Genomic DNA, 25,537 nt, shown 5'->3' with positions numbered 1-25,537 from the left:
GACAGCTCCGGCTGTCCTTTTTACTTTTGGACGTCTGGATGTTGATATGGCCAGATAAAGTGGGTACAGTGCATGTTTACGATGATTCCCGCTGAAGAAGGTCATGCATGCAACTGGATTTAAAGCTGTTAAAAACGTTGCGGGCGCTGGCGCAGACCGGTTCACTGCAAGGTGCGGCCAGCCGGTTATTTGTTACGCAATCGGCGTTATCCCATCAGTTAAAAGAGATTGAACAACAGCTCGGTGAGCCGTTGTTTATCAGAAAATCGCAGCCAATCCAGTTCAGCTGGCAAGGGCAGTTGTTATTGCAGCTGGCAGACGAGGTGCTGCCAAAGATTGAGGCTGTGCAACAGCAACTGCGTCAACAACCAGATCTACCGGCGCAACTGCGCCTGACGGTCGAATGTCACGCCTGCTTTCACTGGCTGTTACCTGCGGTGAAGGCATTCCGGCAGCAATATCCGCAAGTAAACCTGAGTCTCAATACCGAGATTGAGCATCATGCTATTGAAGCCATGCTGGCCGGCGAACTGGATTTAGTGCTGACCACTGACGCGCGGTTGCCGCGTCAGGTTTGTTACCAGCCACTGTTTGAGCTGGAATTGCTGGCTTATCTGGCACCTGAGCATCCGCTCGCTGCGAAGACCTGGCTGACGCCGGCTGATTTACAACAGGCAAAATTGCTTACTTACCCAATTCCGCCGGAGCGGCAGGATTTATTTCGTTATTTTCTCAAAGATCTGGAGTTTCGCGGTGAGCGCCGGCAAGTGGCGCAGGCCAGTCAGATGTTGCAGCTGGTCGCTGCCGGCGAGGGGATTGCCGTGTTACCGTTGTGGCTGGCCGAACCGTTTTTAAGTCAGGGTCTGATAGTGACCAGACCGCTCGGGCCGCAGGGCTTAAAACGCACTATGTACCTGGCGAGCCGGCGCGGTGATAATCATAGCGCCGTGCAGGCGCTATATCAGCTGTTGCAATTGCATTCGCCGGTTCAGGCTTCGTAGGGCAGTGGATCTATGGCCTGGTTTAACTGGAAGGCTTCCAGTCGCTCCTGACAAGATCCGCATTTGCCGCAGGCTTTGGCGCGGCCGTTGTAACAAGTCCAGGTTTTGCTGTAATCCAGGCCCATTGAGAGACCATCACGCAGGATCTCGATTTTGGTCTGCTGCAAATAAGGGCTGATGATTGCGACCGGTTCATAGTTAGCAACCTGACAGACATCATGCATCTTCTGCACGAATTCCGGCCGGCAATCCGGGTAAATAAAGTGGTCGCCGGAATGGGCGCCGTAATAGACCGCTTGCGCATCCAATGAGACGGCATAACCGACCGCCAGTGAAATCAAAATCATGTTGCGGTTTGGCACCACAGTGGATTTCATATTGTCGGCAGCGTAGTGGCCTTCCGGTACTTCGATGTCTGAGGTCAGCGATGAACCGCCAATCAGCTGGTTAATTGCCGAGATATCCACGACTTTGTGATTGATGCCAAGCTCTGCGCAAACCGCTTTAGCGCATTCCAGTTCACGGACATGGCGCTGGCCATAATTAAACGACAGGGCAAAGACTTCATGCCCGTCTTTGATGGCCTTGTGTAATACGGTAAATGAATCCATACCACCGGAATAAATCACAACAACTTTTTGCGGCATCTGGCAAGCTCCCGTTATAATGGCCAACAATTTGGGGGCGCGCATTGTACTGCAATTCGGCCCGATGCTAAAGGAAATCCAAGCACTGTGTATAAAGTCAACGAAATCTTCGAAACCATCCAGGGTGAAGGCAGTTACACCGGTACGCCGGCGATTTTTGTCCGGTTGCAGGGCTGCCCGGTTGGTTGCGCCTGGTGCGACACCAAACATACCTGGGAGATAATGCCGGATTTATTGATTGCGCTCAGTGACACCAGCAGCAAAAAAGCTGAGTCGGATCATTGGGCCAATGCCAGTGCCGACGATTTACTGGCGTTATTCCGCGGCCGCGGTTATCGGGCCCGCCATGTCGTGATCACCGGTGGCGAACCTTGTATCTACGACCTGAACCCACTGTGTGAACTGCTGCACGCCAATGGCTACAGTACCCAAATTGAAACCAGCGGCACTTTTGAAATTCTGGCACCGGCTTCAACCTGGGTCACTGTGTCGCCCAAGGTTAATATGAAAGGCGGTTATCCGGTGCTGACCAGCTGCCTGGTGCGCGCCAACGAAATTAAACATCCGGTGGCGATGGAAAAACACATTGAAGAGTTGCATGAGTTGCTGCAACAAGTTGATTGCTCTGGAAAATTGATATACCTGCAACCTATCAGTCAAAAGGCGAAGGCCACAGCGCTGGCGATTGAGATGTGCAAACAACACAATTGGCGTCTCAGTGTACAGGTGCACAAATATCTGGGAATTAATTAGTCTGGGCCGGAGGCGCCAGCTCTGATGACTGCTGCTCTCTAAGCCAGTCCTGCAACACGTCAAGCGTCGGGCCTGGATGGTCGGCACTTATCAGTTCAAATTTTAACTGCGGTGGCATGGTCAGTACTTCCAGCCAACGCTGCGCCAGCCAGCTGGCGTTGTACCAGTCAGCTGCCGGATATAATGCTGCCAGTTGCGGATTTTGCTGATAAATCTGCTGCAGCGCAGGCACCAAAGGCTGAAATGCTGCGTCAAGCTCAAGCATGGACCAGGACGGCAATGCCTCAGTCTGTGCGACATGCAGCTGATCAGCTTCCTGCCAGCGTTTGATGATGCGGTGGCGTGCAATTCCTTCAATGGTAATACCGAGCAGTCCATCCGGCAACTGACAAAAATCGATAATCCGCACTAAGGTCACCACCGGAAAAATCCGTGCCTGATGTTGCTGATGCACATAAGGGTTCAGCAAAGCGCTGGCAAACGGGCGCTGCTGCGCTTCACGCACCAGTCGCTGATACCGGGGTTCAAACACCCGTAACTGCATCCGGCCTTGCGGCAAAATAATCTGGCTTAACGGAAACAACGCAATCGCTTGAGACATAAACAACACTCTAACCATGACTGTGGCGTGATACGGTGTAGTTCTGTCGCTGGATTTGTGGTTGCCGGCTGAAAATCTGGCATTTTTTTGTTATGTTGAGTGATAAGACGTCAGCAGAGGTTGTGGCCGTTATGAGAATACTTCAGGCTCTCCGTGGCGGGGTGTACAGCATCATCCGGTGCTGTTTGCTGTTGGTGCCTGCATGTTTCGGACAGGCCGGGGCTGAGGGCATCAAGACGCTGAACGTGTTGTCACCGCCACTCAAAGCCGCAGTCAGTGACACTAATGCAGTGCCATTTGCCATCTTTAGCAGAAGTGGTCAGTTATCCGGTGGTATGGCGAAAGATATTCTCGATCTGGTGGCGCAGGAACTGCGCAGCCCCGTACAATATCTGGATATTCCGCGGGCCCGGCTCGAGCCTTGGCTGGTAGCCGGCGAGGCTGAGGTCGGTTGTTTCCTCAATCCGGATTGGGTCAGTCAGCCACAACGATTTGACTGGACTGATACGTTGTTCTTCAGCCGTCAATTGATTATCCGCCGCCGGGACAGCGCCGCCATTCGTGGTCTGGCGGATCTGTATTACAAAAGAGTCGGTACCACTTTCGGCTTTATCTATCCGGAACTCCAGCAAGCTTTCACTGAAAGATTGATTGTCCGTGACGATGCGCATTCGCTGCAAAGTAATCTGAAACGGCTGGCGCAGCGCCGGCTGGATGCGGTGATGGCAGTAGACCTGAGTTATTTTTATCTGCTGGATCGCGAGCAGTTTGATACAGAATTTGTCGCCGACCCAATTTGGAGCTCACCGCCTGGCGTTTTTTGTGCCGTCAGCCAGCAATCGCCTCGGCGTCAGGCGATTTTACGCGCCTTTAGCCGGCTGAAAGCACAGGGGGTGATTGAACAGCTGCTGCAAAAATATAAAGGCAATGCTCCGGGTTAACGGCCGACCGGATCGTCTTTTAACTTAGGGATTTTTAATCCCAGTTCTTTGCCACGATCACGCGCGTAATAGGTGCAACCATAAAACATCAGGCTGGCAAAAACCACTTCAGACAGCGCCAGATAAAAAGCGATGCCACTGCTAACCCATAAGTGGGTCAGTCCATGGACGAAATAAATCATCACAATAAAATTGGCCCAGGCGAAGGTGTAGGCTTTACCTTGCCAGATACCTTTAAGCGGTAACCACAGCGGGCCCCATAATAACGCCAGTAACACCCGCGGACTGCCAAGCTCCGGCGGAGATAACCACAAAACCCACGCCGGGATCAGTAAAAACAGTGCCAGATAGCCGAGCTGCCCGATGCGAAGCAAGCGACGGGTCGATGGTGCCAGGGGCACCTGTTGTTCAAATAACACTTTCATTGCAGTTTCCCGGCGAAGCGGGCCAGCCGCTTGCCAAATTCAAGACAAAGGGTATGTTCGTGTGCGGTGAGGCCTGTGGCTGTGCTATGGCCGGTCACTTGTGTCGGGCCATACGGCGTGCCGCCACTTTGGGTCTGATGCAGCGCCGGAGCGTCGTAAGGCTGGCCCAGCAGGACCATGCCGTGATGCAACAGCGGTAACATCATGCCCAGCAAGTTGGCTTCCTGACCGCCGTGCATCGAAGAAGACGAGGTAAAAACGCCGGCGGGCTTGTCAATCAGCGCACCTTGCAGCCACAAATCAGTCGTCTGCTCCCAGAATTGTTTCATTTCTGAACTCATCTGGCCAAAACGCACCGGGCTGCCGATCGCCAGTGCGTTGGCCTGCACCAGTTCGGCTTTTGTCACCACAGGATGTGCGAGCGGGGTATCGGCCGACCAGGGCGCGACACACCGCAGCATGGCTTCGGCGCCTGCACTTTGTACACCGACAGCGATTTTTTCAGCGAGCTGCTGCACTGAGCCATGCCGCGAATGATACAAAATCAGTACCTTAGCGGGCATTAGAGCAGCTCCAGCAATAGCTCCGGCGGACGGGCAACTATGGCTTTATCCGCCCATTCAACAATAGGCCGTTCAATCAGTTTGGGCATTGCGATCATCGCGGCAATTAATTGCTCTTCAGTCAGCGCCGGATTGTCCAGGCCTGACTGGCTGTATTCTGTTTCCTTATGGCGTAACAGCTGACGGGCGCTGTAACCGAGCTTTTGCAGCAGTCGCTGTAATGTGGCTTGATCCGGCGGCGTTTCAAGGTAATAAACGACTTCGAATTCAAGGCCTTTTTCTGTGAGTAGCGCCAAAGCCTCCCGGCTTTTAGAACAGCGGTTGTTATGGTAAATCTTCAGCATGGGGGTCTCAGTTTAATTGTTTTAAGCGGGTAAATTCGGCCTGCCACTGCTTTTTCTTCGCTTCCAGCCGCCGGCTTTCCAACTTGTCGGTGGCAGCTAAGCGGTTCAACGCTTCGTTAATATCGTCAATCGCTTTGGGATAAATTGCCAGCTGGTAATACAGATCGGCCCGGGCTTCAAAATATTTCGCCATATCATTCATTGATTTATAGACATCGATGAGCATTTCGTAAGCCAGATAGGTATCAGGTTTGAAATACAGCAGATTTTTCAGCAAGTGTAGCGCCAGCCGTTCGGATTTGGCCGCCAGTGCTGCATTGGCATAGTTCAGCGTGATCACCTGATTGTTTGGCCGCAGCAAATATTCCTGTTCCAGCAACTGCAGAGCCTTTTCGGTGCGACCAGACTGAATATAAACATCGGTCATCGCATCGATATAAAACAGATTTTTGTCGTCATGTGCGCGCAGTTTCAACAGGATTTGTTCGGCGGCGCTGACATCACCGCTGTCGAATAAGGCCAGAGCCAAGCCATATTGGTTGGCTTTGGTATTGCCGCCTGGCGTCGCGACCTTTTTCTGAAAATAGGCCAGCGCATCTTTGCCTTTTAACTGATAACGCGCCCAGACCCTTGCCTTCGCCAGGGCGAAATCGCTGCTGTCCGGCACAAAACGCCGCTCGAATTGTTCAGCCCGTACCCGTGAATCGCTGATCCGCGCCTGTGACAGCGGGTGAGTATATAAAAACGCCAACTGAGTATTACTGAACCGGGTTTTTTCGCTGAGCTTGTTGAAAAACTCCGGCATGGCATAGGGGTCATAGCCGCCTTTGGCTAACAACTGAATGCCAATGCGATCGGCTTCCTGTTCATTGCTGCGGGTAAAATTAATCGCTTGCTGCGCAGCGACACCCTGGGTCGCCATCAAACCCGCCATACCGGCTTCCGGATTGGCGATAGTCAGCAGGATTGAGCCAAGCAGGGATGCCATCGTCAGCGGCGCATTCTGTGATTTTGCTTCGACCGCCCGCGCAATGTGGCGCTGCGTCACGTGCACGATTTCATGTGACATGACTGAGGCAAATTCACTTTCGCTGTCAGCGGCAGCCAGCGTGCCTGTATTTGAAACTATATTGCCGCCGAGCATAGCAAAAGCGTTAATTTCCGGGCTGTTGACCCAGGAGAAAGAGAATGGAAAACGCACACCTTCCGCTTTCGCAACCAGCCCTTGTCCCAGGGTATGCAGATATTCGTCTAACAAAGGGTCATTGACCATCGGCAGTTGCGAGCGGGTTTGCTTCAGCATCATGTCGCCGATAATTTTTTCTTTTTCCGGTGACAAACTGGAGAAGGCGTTGGTGCCTAAATCAGGTAAGGCGGTGGAATTTACTGCTGCCGCAGTGAAAGGCAGCACGAACATTGAACAAAACGCAATTTTCAGGAGATACGTCATCTACTTCTTCTGCTCACCTTGGATACCGGATTTCAACCCTTGCAGTTGCAGCGCATCGGCATCCGCCTGACCCAGGCGTTTTTCCTGTGCTTCGAAAAACGCCTTGATAGTAACGCCTTCGACTTTCTGCACATTGACATGTTGCTGCATGAATTGAATCACTTTGTGCACCGTTTTGTGAGCATGCAGGATCAATGCGAAATCTGCTTCATCACCGTGTTCAAAGTAATATCCGATAAATTTATGTAATTGGTTGACCCGCAACAACAACCGCATCGATACCGGGTCCCACAGATTAAACTCCATCAACCGGTTGCCTTTGACATACTGGTCGATCTCCTGGTCTTTGGCATAGGGGATAGCGTGAAGTTCAAAGCCGCGTTCAGAAAAAACCTGATATAAGGCGATACGCGGCTTGTTGTCACAATGGATCTCCTGATTGTCATCGATATAACCGCCCAGTAACTGCAGATTCCAATTGCGTTTATCGATGATTTTTTTCACTGCAGTGTCAAAACCATGCGTCAGCAAGCCTTCGGATTCACCCAGAGACTGAGACACCATGTGATAAAACGGCGGCAGCTCGCCCCAGTTAATCTGTTTTTTGTACCAGTTGATGTCTTTGAGCGTAGGATTTGGCGGTAATTTGTGTCTGTTGCCATTTTGCGACATGAACTATTCCTCCTGGCCGCGCCGGATGGTGGCTTTTTGCGCCGCGTCGCTGGTGAATTCCGGCAAAAGCAGCTGTTTTGTCATAGAGTTAAAATGTATCACAACTTCTGCGGCTGTTGACTAGCCGGCGTGGCTTTTCCTGCGCGGAGCCTGTTCATTCTGGCGGGAACCGCGACTACAAGCAAGACAGACCTGCAGGCAGGAGTATCAAATGCGTAATATCTGGTCGTCGTTGCGGCACAGTCTCGACGGGTCGCCGCCGTTTATGCTGCTACTTAACCTCTCGGTGTTGCTTGGGATCACGCTGTATTTCGCGGATGTCTTAATGCCGGTGTTTCTGGCGCTGGGTGCTGCTTATCTGCTGGATAGGCCGGTTTCGTGGCTACAGCGGCTGCCCATGCGCAGGGTTGATGCAGTGGCCCTGACCATGTTGGCCTTGATTGCATTGATGTGGTGGTTGATAGCCACACTGTTTCCACTGGTATGGCAACAAGCACAGGCGTTTTGGCAGGCTTTGCCCGAACTCACGGCGATCGGACAACAGTATCTGGACCAGCTGGGTTCGGCACAGCCTGGCTGGCTCAGCGAACGTCAGCTCGCTTTGTTGTTGCAGCGGCTGGAAGGGCAGAGCCTGAATTTCCTCAATACACTGCTGACTTCGTCGCTGACCGGTGTGGCCGGCGTGTTTTACCTGCTGGTGTATCTGGTGTTATTACCGATGATGATGTTTTTTCTGCTGAAAGACAAAACAGCATTGCTCACTGGTCTGCAGCGCCAGTTTCCAGCCAGCAGTGCGATATTAACACCGGTCTGGCGGCAGTTGGACCATCAGCTGCTTGGCTACATTCAGGGGAAATTACTGGAGCTGGTGTTGCTGGCGTGTTGTTGTTATTTGCTGTTCAGCCTGTTTGCGCTGCCATATGCCTTGCTACTGGCGTTGTTGGTGGGCTTGTCGGTGTTTATTCCTTACCTCGGCATCGCCGTGGTCACTGTCCCCGTAGTGCTGGTGACTATCGGTCAGTGGGGACTCAGCAGCACCAGCAGCTGGATTTTATTCTGCTATCTGTTGTTGCAAGTGCTTGATGCATATTTGCTGGTGCCCTGGTTATTTGGCCGTGTGGTCGATATTAACCCGTTTTATATTATGTTGGCTGTATTGGTATTTGGTGGTTTGTTCGGCTTTTGGGGTGTGGTGTTGGCTATTCCGCTGGCGTCGCTATTAAAGGTGTTGTTGCAGACTTTTGCGTCTGAGTCGGGATAGCCGGCAAGTGGTATTTTTGCCACAGCAGGTGAAACATACCGGCACGATATTGCTGTTCCAGCATTTGTTCCAGTTTAGCCGCTAACTGAAAATTGGGGGATTGGCGGGAAAATGCCAGATAACCGCGAATATGCTGATTCACATGATAAGGCTGGCGTTTTAAATCGGCGAGTGTAAGGCCAGCTTCCACAAATGAACCGGCGGCGGTTTGTTCGATGGTAATCGCATAGTCAGCCCGGCCTTTATAGACCAGTTCCAGTGCTTTTGCTTCAGAATTAACCGGAACCCTTTGAAAATCAGCGGCTTGGTCAAAAGCCGGGAAATAAGCAGCATCGCGCATAACGGTCACGCTGCGACCGGTCAGGTCTTTAACCGAATGGATGTCATGGCTTTGACTGTGCCGGCTGTAAAACACAAAAGAAGAGACAAAATTCATCATCGCCGGCTGGATAAAATGCAGGTAGCTTTCGCGCTCATCGGTTCTGATCAGGCCAGCCACAATATCAACTTCACCCTGTTCCGCCAGTTTCAGACAGCGTGGAAAAGGGCAAGTGACAATTTCAATCCGCAGGCCAAGCTGGCGCGCCGCCGGTTTCAGTAAATCGATCGACAAACCATAAGGCTCGGCAACGTTTTCGGTAAAGTAATAAGGTGGGCTGTGGTACATCGCAAGCTTGAGCACCGGCATGTCTGCCCGCAGTGGCGGTGCTGCGAACAGCGGCGTCAGCGCTGATGGCAGGATCCAGAGCAGCAGGACCAACAAGCATTGTTTTAACATAGTGAGCATCCGCATCTTACTTCTGAGTGGCCGCTGACTGTGTCTTGATCCTTGCGGAAATCTGTCCTGTGAAAAGGTGTTTAGGGTAACTGAAAACTGAGCTGGATTCCAGCACTCAGTTGGCGCGGTATTCCAGGCTCAAAGCTGCGGCCCGAACTCTGGTTCACCACCACGGCGCCGACATACTGCTCATCGGTCAGATTCTGCGCAGACAAATCAACACGCCATTGCAAAGCGCCGGCCTGACCTGACCAGCCGGTCTGCAGATCAAACAGGCCATAACCCGGTGCAAACTGTGCATGGCGGTCATCGACAGCAACCCGACTAAGCCGACGATAACCGGCCGCCGCAAACCAGTGCTCACCTGGTGCGAAACTAAGCCGCAGCGCGTGTTGGTTACTGGCAACACCGGGCAGTTGCAAGCCGTGGCTGGGATCAGACGGATTGTCATAAACCGCATCCAGATAGCTGAAACTATATTCGGCTTGCCAGCCAGATGCCCAGTGCCGTTGCAAAGTCAATTCTGTACCTTGGCGTCTGGTCCCCGCCGCATTTTTAAACACAGTACGGCCGCCGCTGCTGATGTCTACGACCAATTCATTGCTGCTGGTAAGAAAAAAGGTATCGAACTGGAGCAGGCTGCGTTCACCGTTGTGTTCCTGCCGCAGCCATTTCAGACCACTGTCCCATTGCCGGTTCTGCGCCGGTGCTAATTGCAGATTGAGGCCACTGCCATTGCGCTGATAGGCCATTTCGGTCAGGGTTGGGCTTTCAAAACCACGGCCTGTACTGGCGTGCCAGGATAATTCGTCGGTCAGTGCATAGGAAAAGCCAAGTGCATGGGCATGGCCTTGCTGGCTTTTGTCGCCACTGTCATCCGGATTGCCCGGCACAACAAAATAGTCCTGACTGGAAAATTTTAAAAACGCCAGTCGGCCTCCGGCGAATAAAGACAACGACGGTGTCAACGCATAACTCAGCCGCAGCGTCGCATCCTGACTTCGGCTGTCGCTGCGATCGTCGCGGCGTAGTGCGCCGGCCTGACCGAACTGATTGACATACCCCTGACGCTCATCACGGCTTTGTTCATGGCTCAATCCCCACTGCCAGGCCAATTCTTGCCATTGGTGTTGCTGTTGCCATTGCAAGCCGGCCATTTGCCGAGATAGCTGCACAATACCACCGCTGCTACTGATAGCTTCGCCGCTTTGCGTTAGCAACTGATTGATTTGCCGCGAAGTCAGATAACTGCTGAACTGCCAGTCGCTGCTTTGCACACTGATACCAGCCTGATGCTGACGGGTGCTTTTGTGGCTGTCAAACCGGCTGGCAAGCGCTGAAGTCTGCAAGGGGTTCGTTTGCCATTCGGTCAGCGTTAAAGCGCCGGGGTCATCGAGGCGTGGGTCGCGGCTCCAGTCGAAGCGGGCGTTTAGCCGGATATCATCCCCAAGCTGCCACTGATGTTTCCAAAGTGCGGCCTGACGTTCAGCACGGTTATGCGGGCGTATCCCCTGAAAGTCGGTCTGTTGCAGCATCAGGCTGCCAAAGTCGCTGTCCGCGCGCAGCAGTTGCTGACGCATGGTGCTGCTATGTTGTTGCTGCAGCTGCAGCAGACCCGGCTCGGTCGGTTTACTGTCAAAAGCCACCACACCACCGGCGGCATTGCCGTACAAAGCGGCAAAAGGGCCTTTGAGCACAGACACTGCGGCGAGATCGGCAGTGAATAAGGCACTGGGTTGGGTTTGCCCATCCGGCGTCGTCAACGGAATGCCGTCCAGCGTCATGCGCAGGCCTCTGACACCAAAGCTGCTGCGGCTGCCAAAACCACGCAGGCTGAGGCGGCTGTCCTGCGCCAGATTAGAGCGCACATCCACCTGCAAACCGGCGATACCCTGCAATAAGGCTAGTGCGTCGGTTTGCAGCGTTGGATTAAGCGGTTGCACACTGAGCGCGGCCGGGCTTTGCAGCCAGCTGACCGGCAAAGGGCCGGTAGACACGGCGATGCGCTCAATGGACTCAGGCGCAGCAGAGGCTGGTGGAGCCAGGCTGCCAGGCAATGCCAGATTGCCAAGCAAAGTCATACCGCCAACGGGTAACCACAGCAGCATGCAATCAGCCGGCTGGGGTCAGGCGTAACACGGCGCCTTTGTCTTCGTCAGTCAGTAAATATACGGAACCGTCCGGCGCGACTTCAACGTCCCGAACGCGGGCACCAATACGGATGCGTTCCTCGTGTGTGACTTTATCGTCTTTAATTTCAAGCCGCACCAGCTGACCGAATTTCAGCGAGCCAACCAACAGGTTATTCTGCCATTTACTGAACATCGCACCGCGATAAAACAACATGCCACTCGGCGCAATCGACGGCACCCAATAGTGCAGCGGTTGTTCCAGCCCGGTCTGGCTGGTTTTGCCAATCACACCACCGCCGTATTCTTCGCCGTACGTAATCAGCGGCCAGCCATAGTTTTTACCGGCAACAGTGATATTGATTTCATCACCGCCCTGTGGGCCGTGTTCGTGGGTCCAGAGCCGGCCATTATCATCCAGGGTAGCGCCCTGAATATTGCGGTGGCCATAGGACCAAATCAGCGGTTGGGCTTTTTTCTGTTCAGCAAGTATGTTGCCGGGGGCTGCAGCGCCATCTGGCGTGATGTGCGCGACTTTGCCTACTAAGGTTGACAAGTCCTGCACCAGTTCGCGTTGATTGCCGCGATCGCCCATAGTGACAAACAGGTTACCATCAGCTTGTTGTACCAGGCGGCCGCCGAAGTGATATTTGCTGTCAACTTTTGGTGTCTGGCTAAAAATGACTTTGAAATTCTTCAGCGTCTGGCCATCGAGCGTCGCGCGGGCGACAGCGGTGCTGTTGGTGTTATTGGCACCAGGTTCGGCGTAGCTTAAATAGATAGTCTGATTGCTGGCGAAATCTTTGTCGGTCAGTACATCGAGCAAACCGCCCTGGCCGGCCACGACAATGGCCGGCAGGCCAGTGATCGGCGCGCTGATCTGACCGCTTTTATCGATATAACGCAACCGACCGTCGCGCTCGGTTACCAGTAAACGGCCATCCGGCAGCACACTGATGCCCCAGGGATGCGCCAGGTCAGTAGCGACAGTATCAATTCGTAAATTGCCTTGCTGGCTCTGTATAAAAGCCGGGTCTGCGACAACGGCGCTACTCAGCATGGCCATTGCCAGTAAAGATATACGCATCAAGATCTCCTTAAACTTTCAGGCCTTCAACCAGCATTGCCCGTTGCACCGCGGGGCGGGCTTGTACGCGCTGCTGAAACTGTTGCAGCTGTGGATAGGGGGTCAGGTCAACCTGCACCATCCGCGCCCAGCCTAACACCGTAAACAAATAGGCATCTGCGACGGTGAAATAATCGCCGAGCAGAAAGTTTTGTGCGCCCAGTTGCGCTTCAGCCTGGCTCAGGCGTAGCGACAGCCGCTGACGGGCCGCATCCTTGGTGACATCTGCTGCAGTTGGGTCGAATAAAGGTGAGAAATTTTTATGCAGTTCAGTGGCGATAAAATTCAGCAGGGACTGCAGACGATAACGGCCAAAGCTGCCATTGGCCGGTGCCAGATTGGTCGCTGGCGCCTGGTCAGCAATGTATTGCAACAGGGCAGGGCCTTCGGTTAGCAGTTCGCCGTTTTTCACCTGTAAAGCCGGCACATAACCCTGCGGACAAATCTGGCGATAATCAGTACCATCGGGCAGGGTTTTGCTGCGCAGGTCGACCCGGATGGTTTCATGTTTAAGTCCGGCCTCTTCCAGCGCAATATGGGAAGCCAGCGAACAGGCGGCAGGGGCAAAATATAACTTCATAACATGGCTCCTGAGCCGGTGGCGGGCCACCGGGATAATAATGTAACAACGCTTACAGCGCCTTCAGCACCACCTCATGATGGTTGCTGGTTTTGAAGGTATCAAATACCTGGCTGATCACACCATTCTGCTCGATCAGAAAACTGATGCGGTGAATGCCATCATAGATTTTACCCATAAACTTCTTCTCACCCCAGACGCCAAAAGCCTCAGCCAGCTGGTGCTCCGGGTCGGATAACAGCATAAAATTCAGTTGGTCGCGCTCGACAAACTTCGCCAGGCTTTTCACCGGATCTGTACTGACACCGACCGCCACGACATTTTTCGCTAACAGTTCCGCCTTGATATCGCGCAGGCCACAAGCCTGCACAGTACAGCCCGGCGTCATGGCTTTTGGATAGAAATATAACAGCACCCGATGATTGGCCAGCAGGCTTTTCAGGGTCACTTGCTCACCAGACTGATTCAGTAAAGAGAATTCCGGTGCGCTCTGACCGGCAGTTAAAGTTTGCATAAACACTCCTGTGTGTAAGGCGCTTAGCTTTGCAGCTCAAAGCGACCCTGCAGTTGCATCTGATTGAATTTGGCCTGCAACAAGCGTTTGATTTTGTCACTGTCGAGGCCTTGCGGTAACTGCACTGTCATCACGGTATGCGTTTGTGGCGGCTTGGCCGGGTCTGGTTGCAGCGTCTGAGATTTCAGTGCGCCGATATAGACCTGATGTTCTGCCAGCAAACTCGAGATAGCGCCTAAAGTGCCGACGCGATCAATACCTGTGTATTCGACGATATAAGGTGCCGACAAGGTCGGCAATGTGCAGGCGCTGGTACGTTTGGACATCGTCAGCAGATCAAGCTCAAAGGCCGAGCTTGGCAGCAGATATTCGATTTTGCTGATCGCAGCGGCGTCACCGGACAACAGCATGATAAAGGTAAATTCATTGCCAAAAATCGCCATCCGGCTGTCGACAATGTTGCAGTTGCAGTCAGTGACCAGCCGGGCCAGCTGACTGACAATCCCTGTGCGGTCTGTACCGATGGCTGTAACGACCAGTTGTTGCGGCATGAGCGTGCATAAATCCGAAATCAAGAAGGCCCGGAGTGTAACATAATCCCTTGAAATTTCATCAGGAGCGGAACGTGCGCTTGTGTTAAGACCCCGCCGTCATTAATATGAGCAGCCTGATTTTTATGGAGCTGTAGTTAAAATGTTCAGTGGTAGTCACGTCGCCCTAATTACCCCGATGTTTGAAGATGGACAAGTGGATTACCCAAGCCTCAAGCGGTTGCTGGATTATCAGTTAAATAACGGCACCGATGGCCTGATCATCATGGGGACTACCGGCGAAGCTGCCACTATTGATTTCGCTGAACAGTTAACTGTACTGCAGTTTGTTATTGACCACGTCGCTGGCAATTGCCAGATCATCGCCGGCAACGGTTCTAACAGTACGGCCGAAGCGGTCGAAAAAACCAAAGCGCTGGATAAAATGGCGATTGATGGTTTCCTGACTGTCACGCCTTATTACAACAAACCGACACAAAAAGGCATGCTGGCGCATTTCAGCGCAGTAGCCGCCGCCACCGACAAACCGGTGCTGCTGTATAACGTGCCGGGCCGAACCGGCGTTGATTTACTGCCGGCGACTGTGGCGGAACTGGCCAAAATCAGCAATATCACCGGCGTTAAAGAAGCCACCGGCAGTCTCACGCGCTTACGCGACATCCAGGCGTTGGTCGGGTCGGATTTTGCGCTTTTGAGCGGTGATGATGCCAGTGCCTGTGATTTCTTGCTGCAGGGGGGCCATGGCGTGATTTCTGTCACCACCAACGTGGCACCAAAAGCCATGTCCGCGATGATCCGTGCAGCCCGCGTCGGTGACAGTGCTACAGCGAAAAGCGTTGACAGCACTTTGCAACCGCTGCACCGTGACCTCTTTATAGAAAGTAACCCGATCCCGGCCAAATGGGCGCTGCTGCGCTTAGGGCTGATTTCGTCGGATTTTGCCCGTTTACCTTTGACGCAACTGGAACCAATTCACCAGAGCGTAATCGAACAAGCGCTGCAGGCAGCGCAGCTGTAACCGATTTTTTTGACAATTTCTTCAGTAGGAGTGCTTAGGTGCATTATTGGATCCCTGGCGCAGTAGCAGCCACTTTGTTGTTATCTGGCTGTTCTTTGTGGCCCGCCACAGAAAAAACTGCTGTCAATGAACAGCGTATCGCCGAATTAAAAATTCCGGCCGGCTTAAAGGCGCCTAAAAAACCAGGTCAATACGATTTACCGCCAAAAGTAGCAGCGGGCGTAGCGCCTGAGCAAATGGACCTGCGGGCACCGATGCAGGTGCTGGCAGTAGCGACCAATGCACGGGTGGAAGAAGAAGAAAAAGAAGCCAGGGTCTGGTTTGAACGCTCAGAGTTCACCGGCGACCTGATGCCGTACTTACAGACCAACATCAGCGGTTATTTCACGAAAAATACCATTGAAGTCAGCCAGCCAAAACAGCTGGAATGGCAAACCGGCTGGGTCAGCGAATATCAGGAAACCGGCTGGTGGTTATGGAAAGGGCAGGAATTAACCCAGCAAAGTAAATTCAGCGTGCAATTAGAGCCGCGCAGCCACGGCCGCACTATCGCAGTGCAGGTTAAACTGCTGGAACATAAATACACTGACGAGACGCAAAAACTGACTCCAATTAGCCAACGCCGCGAAGAAGTGCATTTTCTAAACCGCATCATTGACCACATAGCAACTGTGGAACTGGCTGCCATTCGTGAAGCCAAAGCCAAACTGCCGGATGTTCTGCTGACTCGCGCCGTCAACGACAAACAGGAACCAGTAATGCTGACCACTCAGCCAATTGATGTGGCCTGGTCGCAGCTTGAACTGCTGCTGGAAAAAGTAGGTCTTGAAGTGACAGATCTTAACCAGTCGGATTATGTCTATTACGTTAAATACGTCAAAGCCGAACAAGGCTTCTGGGACAGCATCTGGGGCGATGAAGATCTGCCAGAGTTGCCGCTCACTGCCGGTGAATATCAGTTATCGCTGAGCAAAACTGACAAAGGCACAGCGATTAAGATCAAAGACAAAGATGGCAAAGTGTTGGATCAAACCACCTTAGATGCCGTGTATGAAGTCTTTGCTGCGGCGATCCGCCAGGGCAAACTGGAACTCTGATCTGAAGTTCCGGTAACAAAAAAAGCGCGAAGTCTCTGACTTTGCGCTTTGTTTTTTGGCAAAACCAAAGGTTTTTGCGGCACAATATATGTTGTTTGTTACAGCTGGTCGCCTTAGTTTGCAGGTAATTGACCAGCCCCGAGCTGAGCGCTGCTCACTGGACTGATTCAGCGGAGTTTTTATCATGCCATCCTTAAAATTGCCGCGTTATTTTCAACGTCTGACGCCTGCTGTGCTTCTGGTTTCTGCGTTTTTGATTACAGTATCAAATGCGGCAGAGCTGACAGATTTGTATCAGGCCAGAGTCGCAGCCGGGCAAAGCCAGCCGCAGTGGCAAAAGCAGGCGCTGCAGGACGTGTTAGTCAAATTGACCGGTGGTGAGGCAGTATTCGCTCAGCCAGGCATTGCGGATGCGCTGAAGAATAGCGGTCAGTTTGTCGTGCAGTTTCAGCAAGTGCAGCAGGACGGTCAGCCGCAGTTATTAGTGACGCTGGACGGCCAGAAAATAACCCGTCTGCTGCAAAGTCTGCAAATCCCGGTGTGGGGGCCACGCCGGCCTGATGTGCTGTTATGGCTGACCGAGCGTCCGGTCGAGACACCGCAGTTTGTGATAAGTCCTGAGCATCCGCTGCGAAAAGCCTTGTTACAGCAAGCTGGCCGTTATGGCCTCAGTCTGCAATTTCCGTTATACGATGAAACCGACAGTGCGCTGGTCAACGAAGCTGCCAGCTGGGGCGGTGACTGGGCATTACTGCAACAGGCGTCCGGCCGGTATCAGGCCACTGAAGTGTATAACCTGTTGTTTGATCAGCTGACCGATGCCAGCGGCTTAGTGCAATTCCGTCTGACCTGGCAGCAGCTGGTGGATGGTGGCGTGCAAAGCAAAGAGCTGCTGAATGCTGACGCCATGGCGCTGGCGCAGCAGTTTTGTGCCGAACTGGCTGCGGCGCAGGCGTCCCGTTATGCAGTGCGGATAAGTGCCAGTGGTGACACCGCCGCAGGTAGCCTGCAACTGACCTTTGACGGGGTCAGCAGCTTGAGCGACTTGGTGGCGCTACGGCAATTGTTCAGCAGTATGCTGACCGTGCGTGACCATCAACTCACGCAATATCAGGCAGGTCAGGCTGTGTTGCAACTGCAGCTTGCGGCTAGTCCCGATGAATTTTACCGTGCTTTGAGTCTGGTCAAAGAACTGACGCCACAACCAGATGCTGTTGCGCCTGAAGCTGTCTCAGCTGATACCGGCACCGGTGAACCAGCAACAGAAGCGCCTGCTGCGGAAAACCCTGTAACGTCACCTGTGCAGAGCTCAGGCGAACTGACCGATGCTGAAGCGGCGATGGAAGCCGCCTTGGCGGGCGGACAAACTGATCCGGCGGTCGCGGCAGAATCGACATTACCACTGTCCGCCGGACAGAACTCTGCCAGTGCAGCGCTGGTGATCAGCAGCCGTTATTTGTTCCGTCGCCAATAATGCAAACGCCGATGCAGCCGACGCAATTTACGCTGGCAGTGACTTTGCCAGACGACGAAACTTTGCATAGTTTTTATGGCGCGGATAGCAGTCCGGCTGTGGCTTTTATCCACCAGTACCTGCAGCCTGAAACGGCAAATACCGGCAAGCCGCAACCGCCGGTATTTGTGTTTGGCGCATCGGGCAGTGGGAAGTCGCACTTGTTATATGCTGCCTGTGTGCAGGCACAAGAATTAGGCCTCACCAGTCAATTACTGGCGCTGGATGAATTTGCTCAGTACAGCCCACGAATGCTGGATAATCTGGAGCAGCTCGACTTGGTGTGTCTGGATAATATCGGCGCGGTAGCCGGCGATTCGCACTGGCAGGTGGCGCTGTTTGATTTGTATAACCGTCTGGCCGAACATGGCAAAAAACTGATTATCGTCGCCGACGACCAGCCGACCGCACTTGGCTTTACCTTGCCGGATTTAGTCTCGCGCTTACAGGCTTGTACTGTGTTTCAATTGCGGCTGCTCAGCGATGACGACAAACAAAAACTGCTGCAGCAAAAAGCCCGGGTGCGCGGCTTAGATTTGCCCGACGAAGTCGCACGTTATCTGCTAAACCGCCAGCAACGGGATATCCGCGCGCTGGTTGATACGCTGGATGTACTCGACAAAGCCTCGATGGTGCACCAGCGCCGGCTGACCATTCCTTTTGTCAAAGACGTGCTGGCTGCGACTTTCCCCGCCACAGAGCTCTGATTTGCTGGTTTTTCCGGCAATTTGCTAAAATTTTCCTCGCCTTAGCGCGCCCAAAAGCGGCGAAATTGTTGTAAAATCACCGGTTTTAGCAAACTGGCTGGTCTGAGGAAAATCATGAACCTATCTGCCATCTTAGACAGCGCATTACAGGCGGTTGCCAACGCCGCAGATGTGAATGCACTGGAAGACGTCCGCGTTGAGTATTTCGGCAAAAAAGGCAGCATCACCGAGCTGTTAAAATCCTTAGGCGCGATGGACGCCGAAGCCCGCAAAGTTGCGGGTGCACAAATCAATGAACTGAAACAACAAGTACAAGACGCGTTAAACGCTCGCCGTGATGGCATGCAGGCTGCAGTGCTGGCGCAAAAACTGGCGTCTGAGCAAATCGACGTCACGCTGCCGGGGCGCAGCATCGAACAGGGTGGATTGCACCCGGTGACGCGCACGATTCGCCGCATTGAAACGTTCTTTGGCGAACTGGGTTTTGAAGTCAAACATGGCCCTGAGATCGAAGATGATTTCCACAACTTTGATGCACTGAATATCCCTGAGCATCACCCGGCCCGTGCTGATCACGACACATTCTATTTTAATCCTAAGCTGATGCTGCGTACTCAGACTTCCGGCGTGCAAATCCGCACCATGGAAACTGAACAGCCGCCGCTTCGGATCATCTCGCCAGGCCGCGTTTATCGTAACGACTACGACATGACGCACACGCCGATGTTCCACCAGGTCGAAGGCCTGATGGTCGACAAAAATGTCAGCTTCACCGAGCTTAAAGGCATTCTGCACGATTTCCTGAACAACTATTTTGAAGAAGACCTGCAAATCCGCTTCCGTCCATCATTTTTCCCGTTTACTGAGCCTTCGGCCGAAGTGGACGTGATGGGCAAAAACGGTAAATGGCTGGAAGTATTAGGCTGCGGTATGGTGCACCCGAACGTGCTGCGTTCGGTCGGTATTGACCCGGAAGTCTACAGCGGTTTTGCCTTTGGCATGGGCGTGGAGCGTCTGACCATGCTGCGCTACGGCGTTACCGACTTGCGTTCATTCTTCGAGAATGACCTGCGTTTCTTAAAACAATTTAAATAAGCCGGAGCAAAACAATGAAATTCAGTGAATCCTGGTTACGGGAATGGGTCAACCCGGCGTTATCGACGCAGGAACTGGCCGAACAGATTTCAATGGCCGGCCTGGAAGTCGACGGTATTGATGCTATCGCAGGTGAATTCAGCGGTGTGGTCGTTGGCCATGTGGTTGAATGTGGCCGTCATCCTGAAGCGGACAAATTACAGGTTACCAAAGTGGACATCGGCAGCGGTGAGCTGCTCGACATCGTCTGTGGCGCAGCCAACTGCCGCCAGGGCTTAAAGGTCGCAGTGGCCACTGTTGGCGCTGTGTTGCCGGGTGATTTTAAAATCAAAGCGGCCAAGTTACGCGGTCAGCCGTCGAACGGCATGTTGTGTTCATTGTCTGAACTTGGCATGGCCGAAAGCTCAGAAGGTATTATCGAACTGCCGGCGGATGCACCGCTTGGTAAAAACATCCGCGATTATCTGCAGCTTGATGACAATGCCATCGAAGTCGACCTGACGCCAAACCGTGCAGACTGTCTCGGCATGCTGGGCCTCGCCCGTGAAGTCGGTGTGCTGAATAAACTGGACGTGACACAACCGGTTATTGCTGCAGTGACTCCTTCTATTGACGAGACGCGCACTATCACGTTACAGGCGCCAAAAAGCTGCCCGCGTTATTTAGGCCGGGTGATCCGCAACATCAATGTTGGCGCTCAAACGCCACTCTGGATGGTAGAGAAATTACGTCGTAGTGGTATTCGTTCTATCGACCCGGTCGTAGACGTCACCAACTATGTACTGGTGGAACTGGGTCATCCGATGCATGCCTTTGATTTGGCGAAAATCGACGGCGGCATTGTGGTGCGTCTGGCCAAACCGGAAGAAAAACTGGTACTGCTGGATGAAAGCGAAGTGACGCTGAATCCACAGACTTTAGTCATCGCTGATGAGCAAAAAGCCTTAGCGATGGCTGGTATTTTTGGTGGCCTGCACAGTGGCGTGACGAAAGACAGCCGCGACATTTTCCTCGAAAGTGCGTTTTTCGCACCAACAGAGATGGCTGGCCGCGCCCGTCAATATGGCTTGCACACCGACGCCTCGCACCGCTATGAACGTGGTGTAGACCCTGAACTGCAACGCACCGCGATGGAGCGGGCGACCTCGCTGTTACTGGACATCGTCGGTGGCGAAGCTGGCCCAATTGTTGAAGCCAAGTCCGATGAATATCTGCCAAAAGCGGCACAAATCACGCTGAGCCGGCAGAAACTGGACCGCATTCTCGGTATTCATATCGACACCGCGACCGTCAGCGAGATTTTCACGCGGTTAGGTTTTGCCGTGAACGAGCAAGCGGACAGCTGGCAGGTCACAGTGCCGACCTATCGCTTCGATATTTCAATCAGCGAAGACCTGATTGAAGAAGTGGCGCGGGTATACGGCTACAACAGCATTCCAAACGTAGCACCAGTGGCATCGCTGGCGATGCGTGACCACCGCGAAGCGGATATTTCGGTGCATAGCCTGCGTGACTTACTGGTCGACCGCGGTTATCAGGAAGCCATCACGTATTCTTTCGTTGACCCGAAAGTGCAGCAAGTGCTGTTTCCAGGCGTCGAAGCATTAGTGCTGCCAAACCCAATATCTGCCGATATGTCCGCCATGCGCTTAAACCTGTGGCCAGGTTTATTGCAGGCTGTTCAGTACAACCAAAACCGCCAGCAAAACCGGATCCGCCTGTTTGAATACGGCCTGAAATTTATCCCGGATGCCACCGCGGAAGGCGGTGTACGGCAAGTGCCGGTGATTGGCGGTATTATCGTGGGCTCTTATGGCAACGAGCACTGGACTATCGCTGAGCGCGCGGTAGATTTCTATGATGTCAAAGGCGATGTGGAAGCACTGCTGAGCAAAACCTCAGCTGCTGATGAATTCAGTTTTGCAAAAGGCGAGCACAGCGCATTACATCCGGGCCAGACGGCTGCGCTGCTGCGTAACGGTCAGCCAGTTGGTTTATTAGGAGCGCTGCATCCGGAAGCTGAACGTAAGCTCGGTATTAAAGGTAAAGCCTTCCTGTTTGAATTGGAGCTTGCAGCCTTTGGTGACAAGCACATTGTTTCTGCACAGGAAATCTCAAAATATCCGGCAAACCGCCGCGATTTGGCAATTGTAGTGAAATCTGATGTGCGTTTTTCAGATATCCTTGCTACTATAAGAAAAGTTGGCGGAAATCAACTAGTTGACCTAAAGTTGTTTGACGTGTACACAGGTCAGGGCGTGGCAGACGGCATGAAGTCTTTGGCTATCGCTTTGACCCTGCAGGACAAGACGCGGACCCTGGAAGATAAAGACATCCAACAAGTGGTGACTTCCGTGGTGCAGGCCCTTGGAGATGAGTTCAACGCAACGTTGAGGGATTGAGAATGGCGCTTACCAAAGCCGATTTAGCAGAACGTTTATTTACTAAGTTTGGCATCAGCAAACGCGACGCCAAAATGATAGTAGAGGCATTTTTTGAAGAGATCCGGCTCGCCCTTGAAACCGGCGATCAGGTCAAACTGTCAGGCTTTGGTAACTTTGACCTGCGGGTGAAAAATCAGCGGCCGGGTCGCAACCCTAAAACTGGTGAAGACATTCCAATTTCTGCCCGCTGTGTTGTGACGTTCCGTCCAGGCCAGAAATTAAAAAGCCGGGTTGAAGTCGGCACTGCCAAAAAATAACGGCAGATACTGCAGCAAAAAAAGCGCAATGGCTATGCCAGTGCGCTTTTTTTTTGCCGGAAGATGGGCGGCAACTCGCTGATCTGCTTAAATATTTCTGAACTTAGTGATCCAATAGCCCGGTACGATTGTAATGAACTCATCTTCTGAATTGCTCCACGTGACTATGAAACTGAAAATTGGTATCAGTGCCTGCGTACTCGGCCAGAAAGTCCGCTTTGACGGTGGCCATAAACAATCCGAATTTTGTACTGCAACTTTATTACCTTTCGCCGATTTTGTGCCGTTTTGTCCGGAGCAGGCGCTGGGTATGGGTGTGCCCCGTCCGGCGATCCGGCTAATGAAAAACGCTGCTGAACAAATCCGTTTGGTTAATAACAAAGACGCCAGCATTGACCATACTGATGCCATGCAGGCGCTCTGTGCAGAACGGCTACCGCAAATGGCGGATTTTTGCGGTTATATTGTCTGCGCTAAATCACCCAGTTGCGGCATGGAGCGCGTGCGCTTGGTTGATGAAAAAGGAGCACAGCTTGGCAAAGTCGCGGTCGGGCTATTTACCCGCGAACTGATGCAGCGTTATCCCTGGTTACCGGTGGAAGAAGACGGCCGGTTGCTCGATGCCGGCATCCGCGAAAGTTTTGTCACACGGATTTACGCTCTGGCTCACTGGCAGCAGCTGATGGCGGATGGCTTTAGCATTGGTAAGCTGGTGAAGTATCACAGCCAATATAAGTTTGTGTTATTGGCGCATCACCCTGTGGCGTATCGCGAATTAGGCCGTTTAGTTGCGCAAGGAAAGCTGTTTGCGCCAGAGGAGTTGGCAAACCGCTATCTGGTCGCAATGCAGCAGGCGCTGGCACAACCAACGACGCGGAAAAATCACGCCAATGTGCTGATGCACCTGCAAGGTTTCTTTAAAAAAGTGTTGTCGAGCGAGGCCAAGGCTGAGCTGCTGCAGCTTATTCATCAATACCGGTTGGGGCATATTCCGCTGTTGGCGCCACTGACATTATTAAAACATCATCTGCGGCTGCATCCGGACGATTACGTGGCTTGTCAGCGCTATTTACAGCCATTCCCGACTGAACTTGGAGTGCGGGTATGAATGCTTTCCAGCTGGTTTGGCTGCGCAACGACCTGCGTCATTATGATAACGCAGCACTTTTTGCTGCCGCACAAACCGGGTTGCCGGTTGTGGCTGTTTTTGTAGCCACGCCACAGACCTGGCAGCAACATGATATGGCGCCGATCAAGCAGGATTTAATTCGCCGCCGGGTACTGGCGCTCAAAAATGAACTGGCCACGCTGGGCATCCAACTGCTTGCTATTGAAGCGCAGCGTTACAGCGACTGTGCCGCTATTTTGCAAAAACTTGCCGTGCAAGGTGCGGCCGGGCTTTATGCCCAAACCGAATACGAACTTCGCGAGCAACATCGTGATCAGACGGTCACCCAGGCGATGAATGGCATCGGTGTGTCTTGTTTCTGGTATGACAGCCAATGCGTGATGCCGCCGGGTTCCGTGCGCAGTAAAACCGGCGACATTTATAAAGTCTTTACCCCTTTTAAGAAAACGTGGCTGGCACAGCTGCAACACAAAGGTTTACAGGTGCTGGGCAAACCTGTTGTTAAAAGCAGCATTCAACTGGATGACAGTGGCTTGCCCCAGATGCATCCTGGTGACAACAGCTCAGCAGCCTGGCCGGTAGCAGAACAGCAAGTGCTGGATTTATTGCGCAGTTTTTGCCGAGAGCGCGTACAGGACTACCAGCAGGCGCGTGATTTCCCGGCGATAAACGGCACTTCAACGTTGTCGCCGTATTTTGCTATTGGCGTGATTTCAGCGCAGCAGGCGGTGGCTCGCTTGCAGGCAGAAGCCAATACAACGATGTTGCAAGACGGCAGCGGCGCTGCGGTCTGGCTGTCCGAGCTTATCTGGCGCGAATTTTATAAACACATTCTGATAGCGTATCCGCAGCTGATTAAACATCGGGCCTTCCAGGCGGACACTGAAGCTATTGTCTGGGGCAATAACGAAGCATGGTTTGCCGCATGGTGTGAAGGCCGTACCGGTTATCCGATAGTCGACGCAGCAATGCGTCAGCTGAATCAAACCGGCTGGATGCACAACCGGCTGAGGATGATCACGGCCAGTTTCCTGGTGAAAGATTTACAAATCGACTGGCGCTGGGGCGAGCGTTATTTTATGTCAAAGCTGATTGATGGCGAATTTGCCGCCAATAACGGTGGCTGGCAGTGGGCCGCTTCCACAGGCACAGATGCCGCGCCTTATTTCCGTATTTTTAATCCTGTGACACAAAGCGAAAAATTCGACCCTAAAGGTATTTTCCTGCAAAAGTATCTGCCAGAGCTGAAGGGGCTTAGCAGCAAACAACTGCATTGGCCGCACCCGTTACCGATGTCGGTGCAGTATTTCCGGCCTGTGGTTGATCATGCCAAGGCCCGGCTGCGTACATTAGCAATGTTCAAAGCTGCGCGCGGTGAATCAGCAGATAGTTTGCCTGACGAACCCGCTCAGCTGGCACTGGGCTCTTCGGACGGACTTTGAATAATGCAAACTGAATCATCAACAGTATTGGAGCCTCAGCCGTCGGCATCAGAGCGGCTGGCGCTTTTTGTTGATTTCTACAATCAACTGAATTTCGACAATCTCATCACTTTAAAAAATTTGTATGCCGATAACGTCGAGTTTATCGACCCTGTGCATCACATTTCGGGTCTGGTAGCGCTCGAACAGTATTTCGCTCATGCCTACCAAAACCTGCAGCAATGCGAGTTTGAAATGGGTGCGCACGGGGTGGGGCCGCATTGGGGCTTTGTCAGCTGGCAGATGCGGTTTCGTCATCCGGCTATAGGTGCCGGTGAGTTGATAGTCGTCGATGGCAGCACTGAGCTCACCTATGACGCCAATGGCAAAATTGTGCGGCATCGTGACTATTACGATTTGACCCAAATGGTTTATCAGCATTTGCCGGTGATTGGCTGGCTGACCGGGAAGGTTCGCAGCCGGATGGCACAGGCCTGATCTCAGGCCTTTTCACCGACTT

The 25,537-nt window shown here is 52.9% G+C and carries 27 protein-coding genes; 14 read left to right on the top strand and 13 right to left on the bottom strand.

The genetic code is table 11. From position 1 onward, the window contains the following. Positions 1–107 precede the first annotated feature (107 nt). A complete protein-coding gene (locus Q399_RS0118140; protein WP_031570994.1) occupies positions 108–1,001 on the top strand; it encodes a LysR substrate-binding domain-containing protein in 894 nt (297 codons plus the stop codon). On the opposite strand, the gene queC is transcribed toward Q399_RS0118140, so the two are convergent. Continuing rightward, positions 989–1,648, bottom strand: a complete 660-nt coding sequence (gene queC / locus Q399_RS0118135) for a 7-cyano-7-deazaguanine synthase QueC (RefSeq protein WP_031570992.1) — start codon at positions 1,646–1,648, stop codon at positions 989–991. The genes Q399_RS0118140 and queC overlap by 13 nt on opposite strands. 87 nt (positions 1,649–1,735) lie before the next feature. On the opposite strand from queC, the gene queE reads away from it, so the two are divergent. Continuing rightward, positions 1,736–2,401 (top strand): 7-carboxy-7-deazaguanine synthase QueE, encoded by a 666-nt coding sequence (queE, locus tag Q399_RS0118130; protein ID WP_031570989.1) that lies wholly within the window; start codon positions 1,736–1,738, stop codon positions 2,399–2,401. Here queE and Q399_RS0118125 read toward each other — a convergent pair. Continuing rightward, a complete protein-coding gene (locus Q399_RS0118125) occupies positions 2,394–3,002 on the bottom strand; it encodes an LON peptidase substrate-binding domain-containing protein (protein WP_037046720.1) in 609 nt (202 codons plus the stop codon). The genes queE and Q399_RS0118125 overlap by 8 nt on opposite strands. Positions 3,003–3,196: 194 nt before the next feature. Between Q399_RS0118125 and Q399_RS0118120 the strand changes: the two genes are divergently transcribed. Continuing rightward, a complete protein-coding gene (locus tag Q399_RS0118120; RefSeq protein WP_157836345.1) occupies positions 3,197–3,943 on the top strand; it encodes a substrate-binding periplasmic protein in 747 nt (248 codons plus the stop codon). On the opposite strand, the gene Q399_RS0118115 is transcribed toward Q399_RS0118120, so the two are convergent. The 5 genes from Q399_RS0118115 to Q399_RS0118095 are packed head-to-tail and all read right to left on the bottom strand — an operon-like array spanning position 3,940 to position 7,397. Further along, on the bottom strand, positions 3,940–4,368 hold the full coding sequence (locus Q399_RS0118115) for a DUF2069 domain-containing protein (protein WP_031570984.1): 429 nt from the start codon (positions 4,366–4,368) through the stop codon (positions 3,940–3,942). The genes Q399_RS0118120 and Q399_RS0118115 overlap by 4 nt on opposite strands. Continuing rightward, positions 4,365–4,931, bottom strand: a complete 567-nt coding sequence (gene wrbA, locus Q399_RS0118110) for an NAD(P)H:quinone oxidoreductase (RefSeq protein ID WP_031570982.1) — start codon at positions 4,929–4,931, stop codon at positions 4,365–4,367. The genes Q399_RS0118115 and wrbA overlap by 4 nt, the downstream gene beginning before the upstream one ends. Then, positions 4,931–5,275 (bottom strand): arsenate reductase (glutaredoxin), encoded by a 345-nt coding sequence (gene arsC, locus Q399_RS0118105; protein WP_031570979.1) that lies wholly within the window; start codon positions 5,273–5,275, stop codon positions 4,931–4,933. Before arsC ends, wrbA begins: the two co-directional genes overlap by 1 nt. A gap of 7 nt (positions 5,276–5,282) precedes the next feature. After that, positions 5,283–6,725, bottom strand: a complete 1,443-nt coding sequence (bepA, locus tag Q399_RS0118100; RefSeq protein ID WP_031570978.1) for a beta-barrel assembly-enhancing protease — start codon at positions 6,723–6,725, stop codon at positions 5,283–5,285. Continuing rightward, the gene (locus Q399_RS0118095; protein ID WP_031570977.1) at positions 6,726–7,397 is read right to left on the bottom strand and encodes a hypothetical protein; all 672 of its coding nucleotides are present in this window, start codon (positions 7,395–7,397) and stop codon (positions 6,726–6,728) included. It abuts the gene before it with no gap. A 211-nt stretch (positions 7,398–7,608) separates the two neighbouring features. Here Q399_RS0118095 and Q399_RS0118085 point away from each other — a divergent pair, with 211 nt between their 5' ends. After that, positions 7,609–8,658, top strand: a complete 1,050-nt coding sequence (locus tag Q399_RS0118085; RefSeq protein ID WP_031570976.1) for an AI-2E family transporter — start codon at positions 7,609–7,611, stop codon at positions 8,656–8,658. Here the strand turns inward: Q399_RS0118085 and Q399_RS21755 are convergent. From Q399_RS21755 to Q399_RS0118055, 6 genes are all read right to left on the bottom strand, one after another. After that, positions 8,597–9,436, bottom strand: coding sequence for a substrate-binding periplasmic protein (locus tag Q399_RS21755; protein ID WP_157836344.1), 840 nt, complete (start codon positions 9,434–9,436; stop codon positions 8,597–8,599). The genes Q399_RS0118085 and Q399_RS21755 overlap by 62 nt on opposite strands. Before the next feature lie 80 nt (positions 9,437–9,516). Further along, entirely contained in the window at positions 9,517–11,544 is a 2,028-nt protein-coding gene (locus Q399_RS0118075) for a TonB-dependent receptor family protein (protein WP_051686159.1), read from the bottom strand. A 4-nt stretch (positions 11,545–11,548) separates the two neighbouring features. Beyond that, on the bottom strand, positions 11,549–12,652 hold the full coding sequence (locus Q399_RS0118070) for a PQQ-dependent sugar dehydrogenase (RefSeq protein WP_031570973.1): 1,104 nt from the start codon (positions 12,650–12,652) through the stop codon (positions 11,549–11,551). A gap of 10 nt (positions 12,653–12,662) precedes the next feature. Continuing rightward, the gene (gstA, locus tag Q399_RS0118065) at positions 12,663–13,271 is read right to left on the bottom strand and encodes a glutathione transferase GstA (RefSeq protein ID WP_031570972.1); all 609 of its coding nucleotides are present in this window, start codon (positions 13,269–13,271) and stop codon (positions 12,663–12,665) included. Between the two features lie 52 nt (positions 13,272–13,323). Beyond that, a complete protein-coding gene (gene bcp / locus Q399_RS0118060; RefSeq protein ID WP_031570971.1) occupies positions 13,324–13,785 on the bottom strand; it encodes a thioredoxin-dependent thiol peroxidase in 462 nt (153 codons plus the stop codon). Positions 13,786–13,808: 23 nt separating this feature from the next. Next, positions 13,809–14,336 carry a glycine cleavage system transcriptional repressor gene (locus tag Q399_RS0118055; RefSeq protein ID WP_037046631.1) on the bottom strand — a complete coding sequence of 176 codons (528 nt, stop codon included), beginning with the start codon at positions 14,334–14,336 and terminating at the stop codon, positions 13,809–13,811. Positions 14,337–14,478: 142 nt separating this feature from the next. Here Q399_RS0118055 and dapA point away from each other — a divergent pair, with 142 nt between their 5' ends. The 10 genes from dapA to Q399_RS0118005 all read left to right on the top strand — a co-directional run bounded on the left by dapA (position 14,479) and on the right by Q399_RS0118005 (position 25,515). Continuing rightward, a complete protein-coding gene (dapA, locus tag Q399_RS0118050; protein WP_031570969.1) occupies positions 14,479–15,354 on the top strand; it encodes a 4-hydroxy-tetrahydrodipicolinate synthase in 876 nt (291 codons plus the stop codon). A gap of 38 nt (positions 15,355–15,392) precedes the next feature. Beyond that, on the top strand, positions 15,393–16,451 hold the full coding sequence (gene bamC / locus Q399_RS0118045) for an outer membrane protein assembly factor BamC (protein WP_031570968.1): 1,059 nt from the start codon (positions 15,393–15,395) through the stop codon (positions 16,449–16,451). Positions 16,452–16,635: 184 nt separating this feature from the next. Next, the gene (locus tag Q399_RS0118040) at positions 16,636–17,925 is read left to right on the top strand and encodes a DUF2066 domain-containing protein (protein WP_031570967.1); all 1,290 of its coding nucleotides are present in this window, start codon (positions 16,636–16,638) and stop codon (positions 17,923–17,925) included. Positions 17,926–17,936: 11 nt separating this feature from the next. Beyond that, positions 17,937–18,671 (top strand): DnaA regulatory inactivator Hda, encoded by a 735-nt coding sequence (hda, locus tag Q399_RS0118035; protein WP_031570966.1) that lies wholly within the window; start codon positions 17,937–17,939, stop codon positions 18,669–18,671. A 114-nt stretch (positions 18,672–18,785) separates the two neighbouring features. Continuing rightward, complete coding sequence (gene pheS / locus Q399_RS0118030; RefSeq protein ID WP_031570964.1) at positions 18,786–19,766, top strand: phenylalanine--tRNA ligase subunit alpha; 981 nt, start codon at positions 18,786–18,788, stop codon at positions 19,764–19,766. A gap of 14 nt (positions 19,767–19,780) precedes the next feature. Then, on the top strand, positions 19,781–22,168 hold the full coding sequence (pheT, locus tag Q399_RS0118025) for a phenylalanine--tRNA ligase subunit beta (protein WP_031570962.1): 2,388 nt from the start codon (positions 19,781–19,783) through the stop codon (positions 22,166–22,168). A gap of 2 nt (positions 22,169–22,170) precedes the next feature. Then, positions 22,171–22,467 (top strand): integration host factor subunit alpha, encoded by a 297-nt coding sequence (gene ihfA, locus Q399_RS0118020; RefSeq protein WP_031570961.1) that lies wholly within the window; start codon positions 22,171–22,173, stop codon positions 22,465–22,467. A 133-nt stretch (positions 22,468–22,600) separates the two neighbouring features. After that, entirely contained in the window at positions 22,601–23,575 is a 975-nt protein-coding gene (locus Q399_RS0118015) for a YbgA family protein (RefSeq protein WP_245612929.1), read from the top strand. Then, entirely contained in the window at positions 23,572–25,038 is a 1,467-nt protein-coding gene (gene phrB, locus Q399_RS0118010) for a deoxyribodipyrimidine photo-lyase (RefSeq protein ID WP_051686158.1), read from the top strand. The genes Q399_RS0118015 and phrB overlap by 4 nt, the downstream gene beginning before the upstream one ends. Before the next feature lie 3 nt (positions 25,039–25,041). Continuing rightward, positions 25,042–25,515 (top strand): nuclear transport factor 2 family protein, encoded by a 474-nt coding sequence (locus Q399_RS0118005; RefSeq protein ID WP_031570955.1) that lies wholly within the window; start codon positions 25,042–25,044, stop codon positions 25,513–25,515. Positions 25,516–25,537 lie beyond the last annotated feature (22 nt).

The organism is Rheinheimera texasensis DSM 17496 (assembly GCF_000711985.1).
Classification (GTDB): domain Bacteria; phylum Pseudomonadota; class Gammaproteobacteria; order Enterobacterales; family Alteromonadaceae; genus Pararheinheimera; species Pararheinheimera texasensis.
The sequence above is the reverse complement of the archived record's forward strand: the minus strand, read 5'-3'. Positions and strand labels throughout refer to the sequence as shown.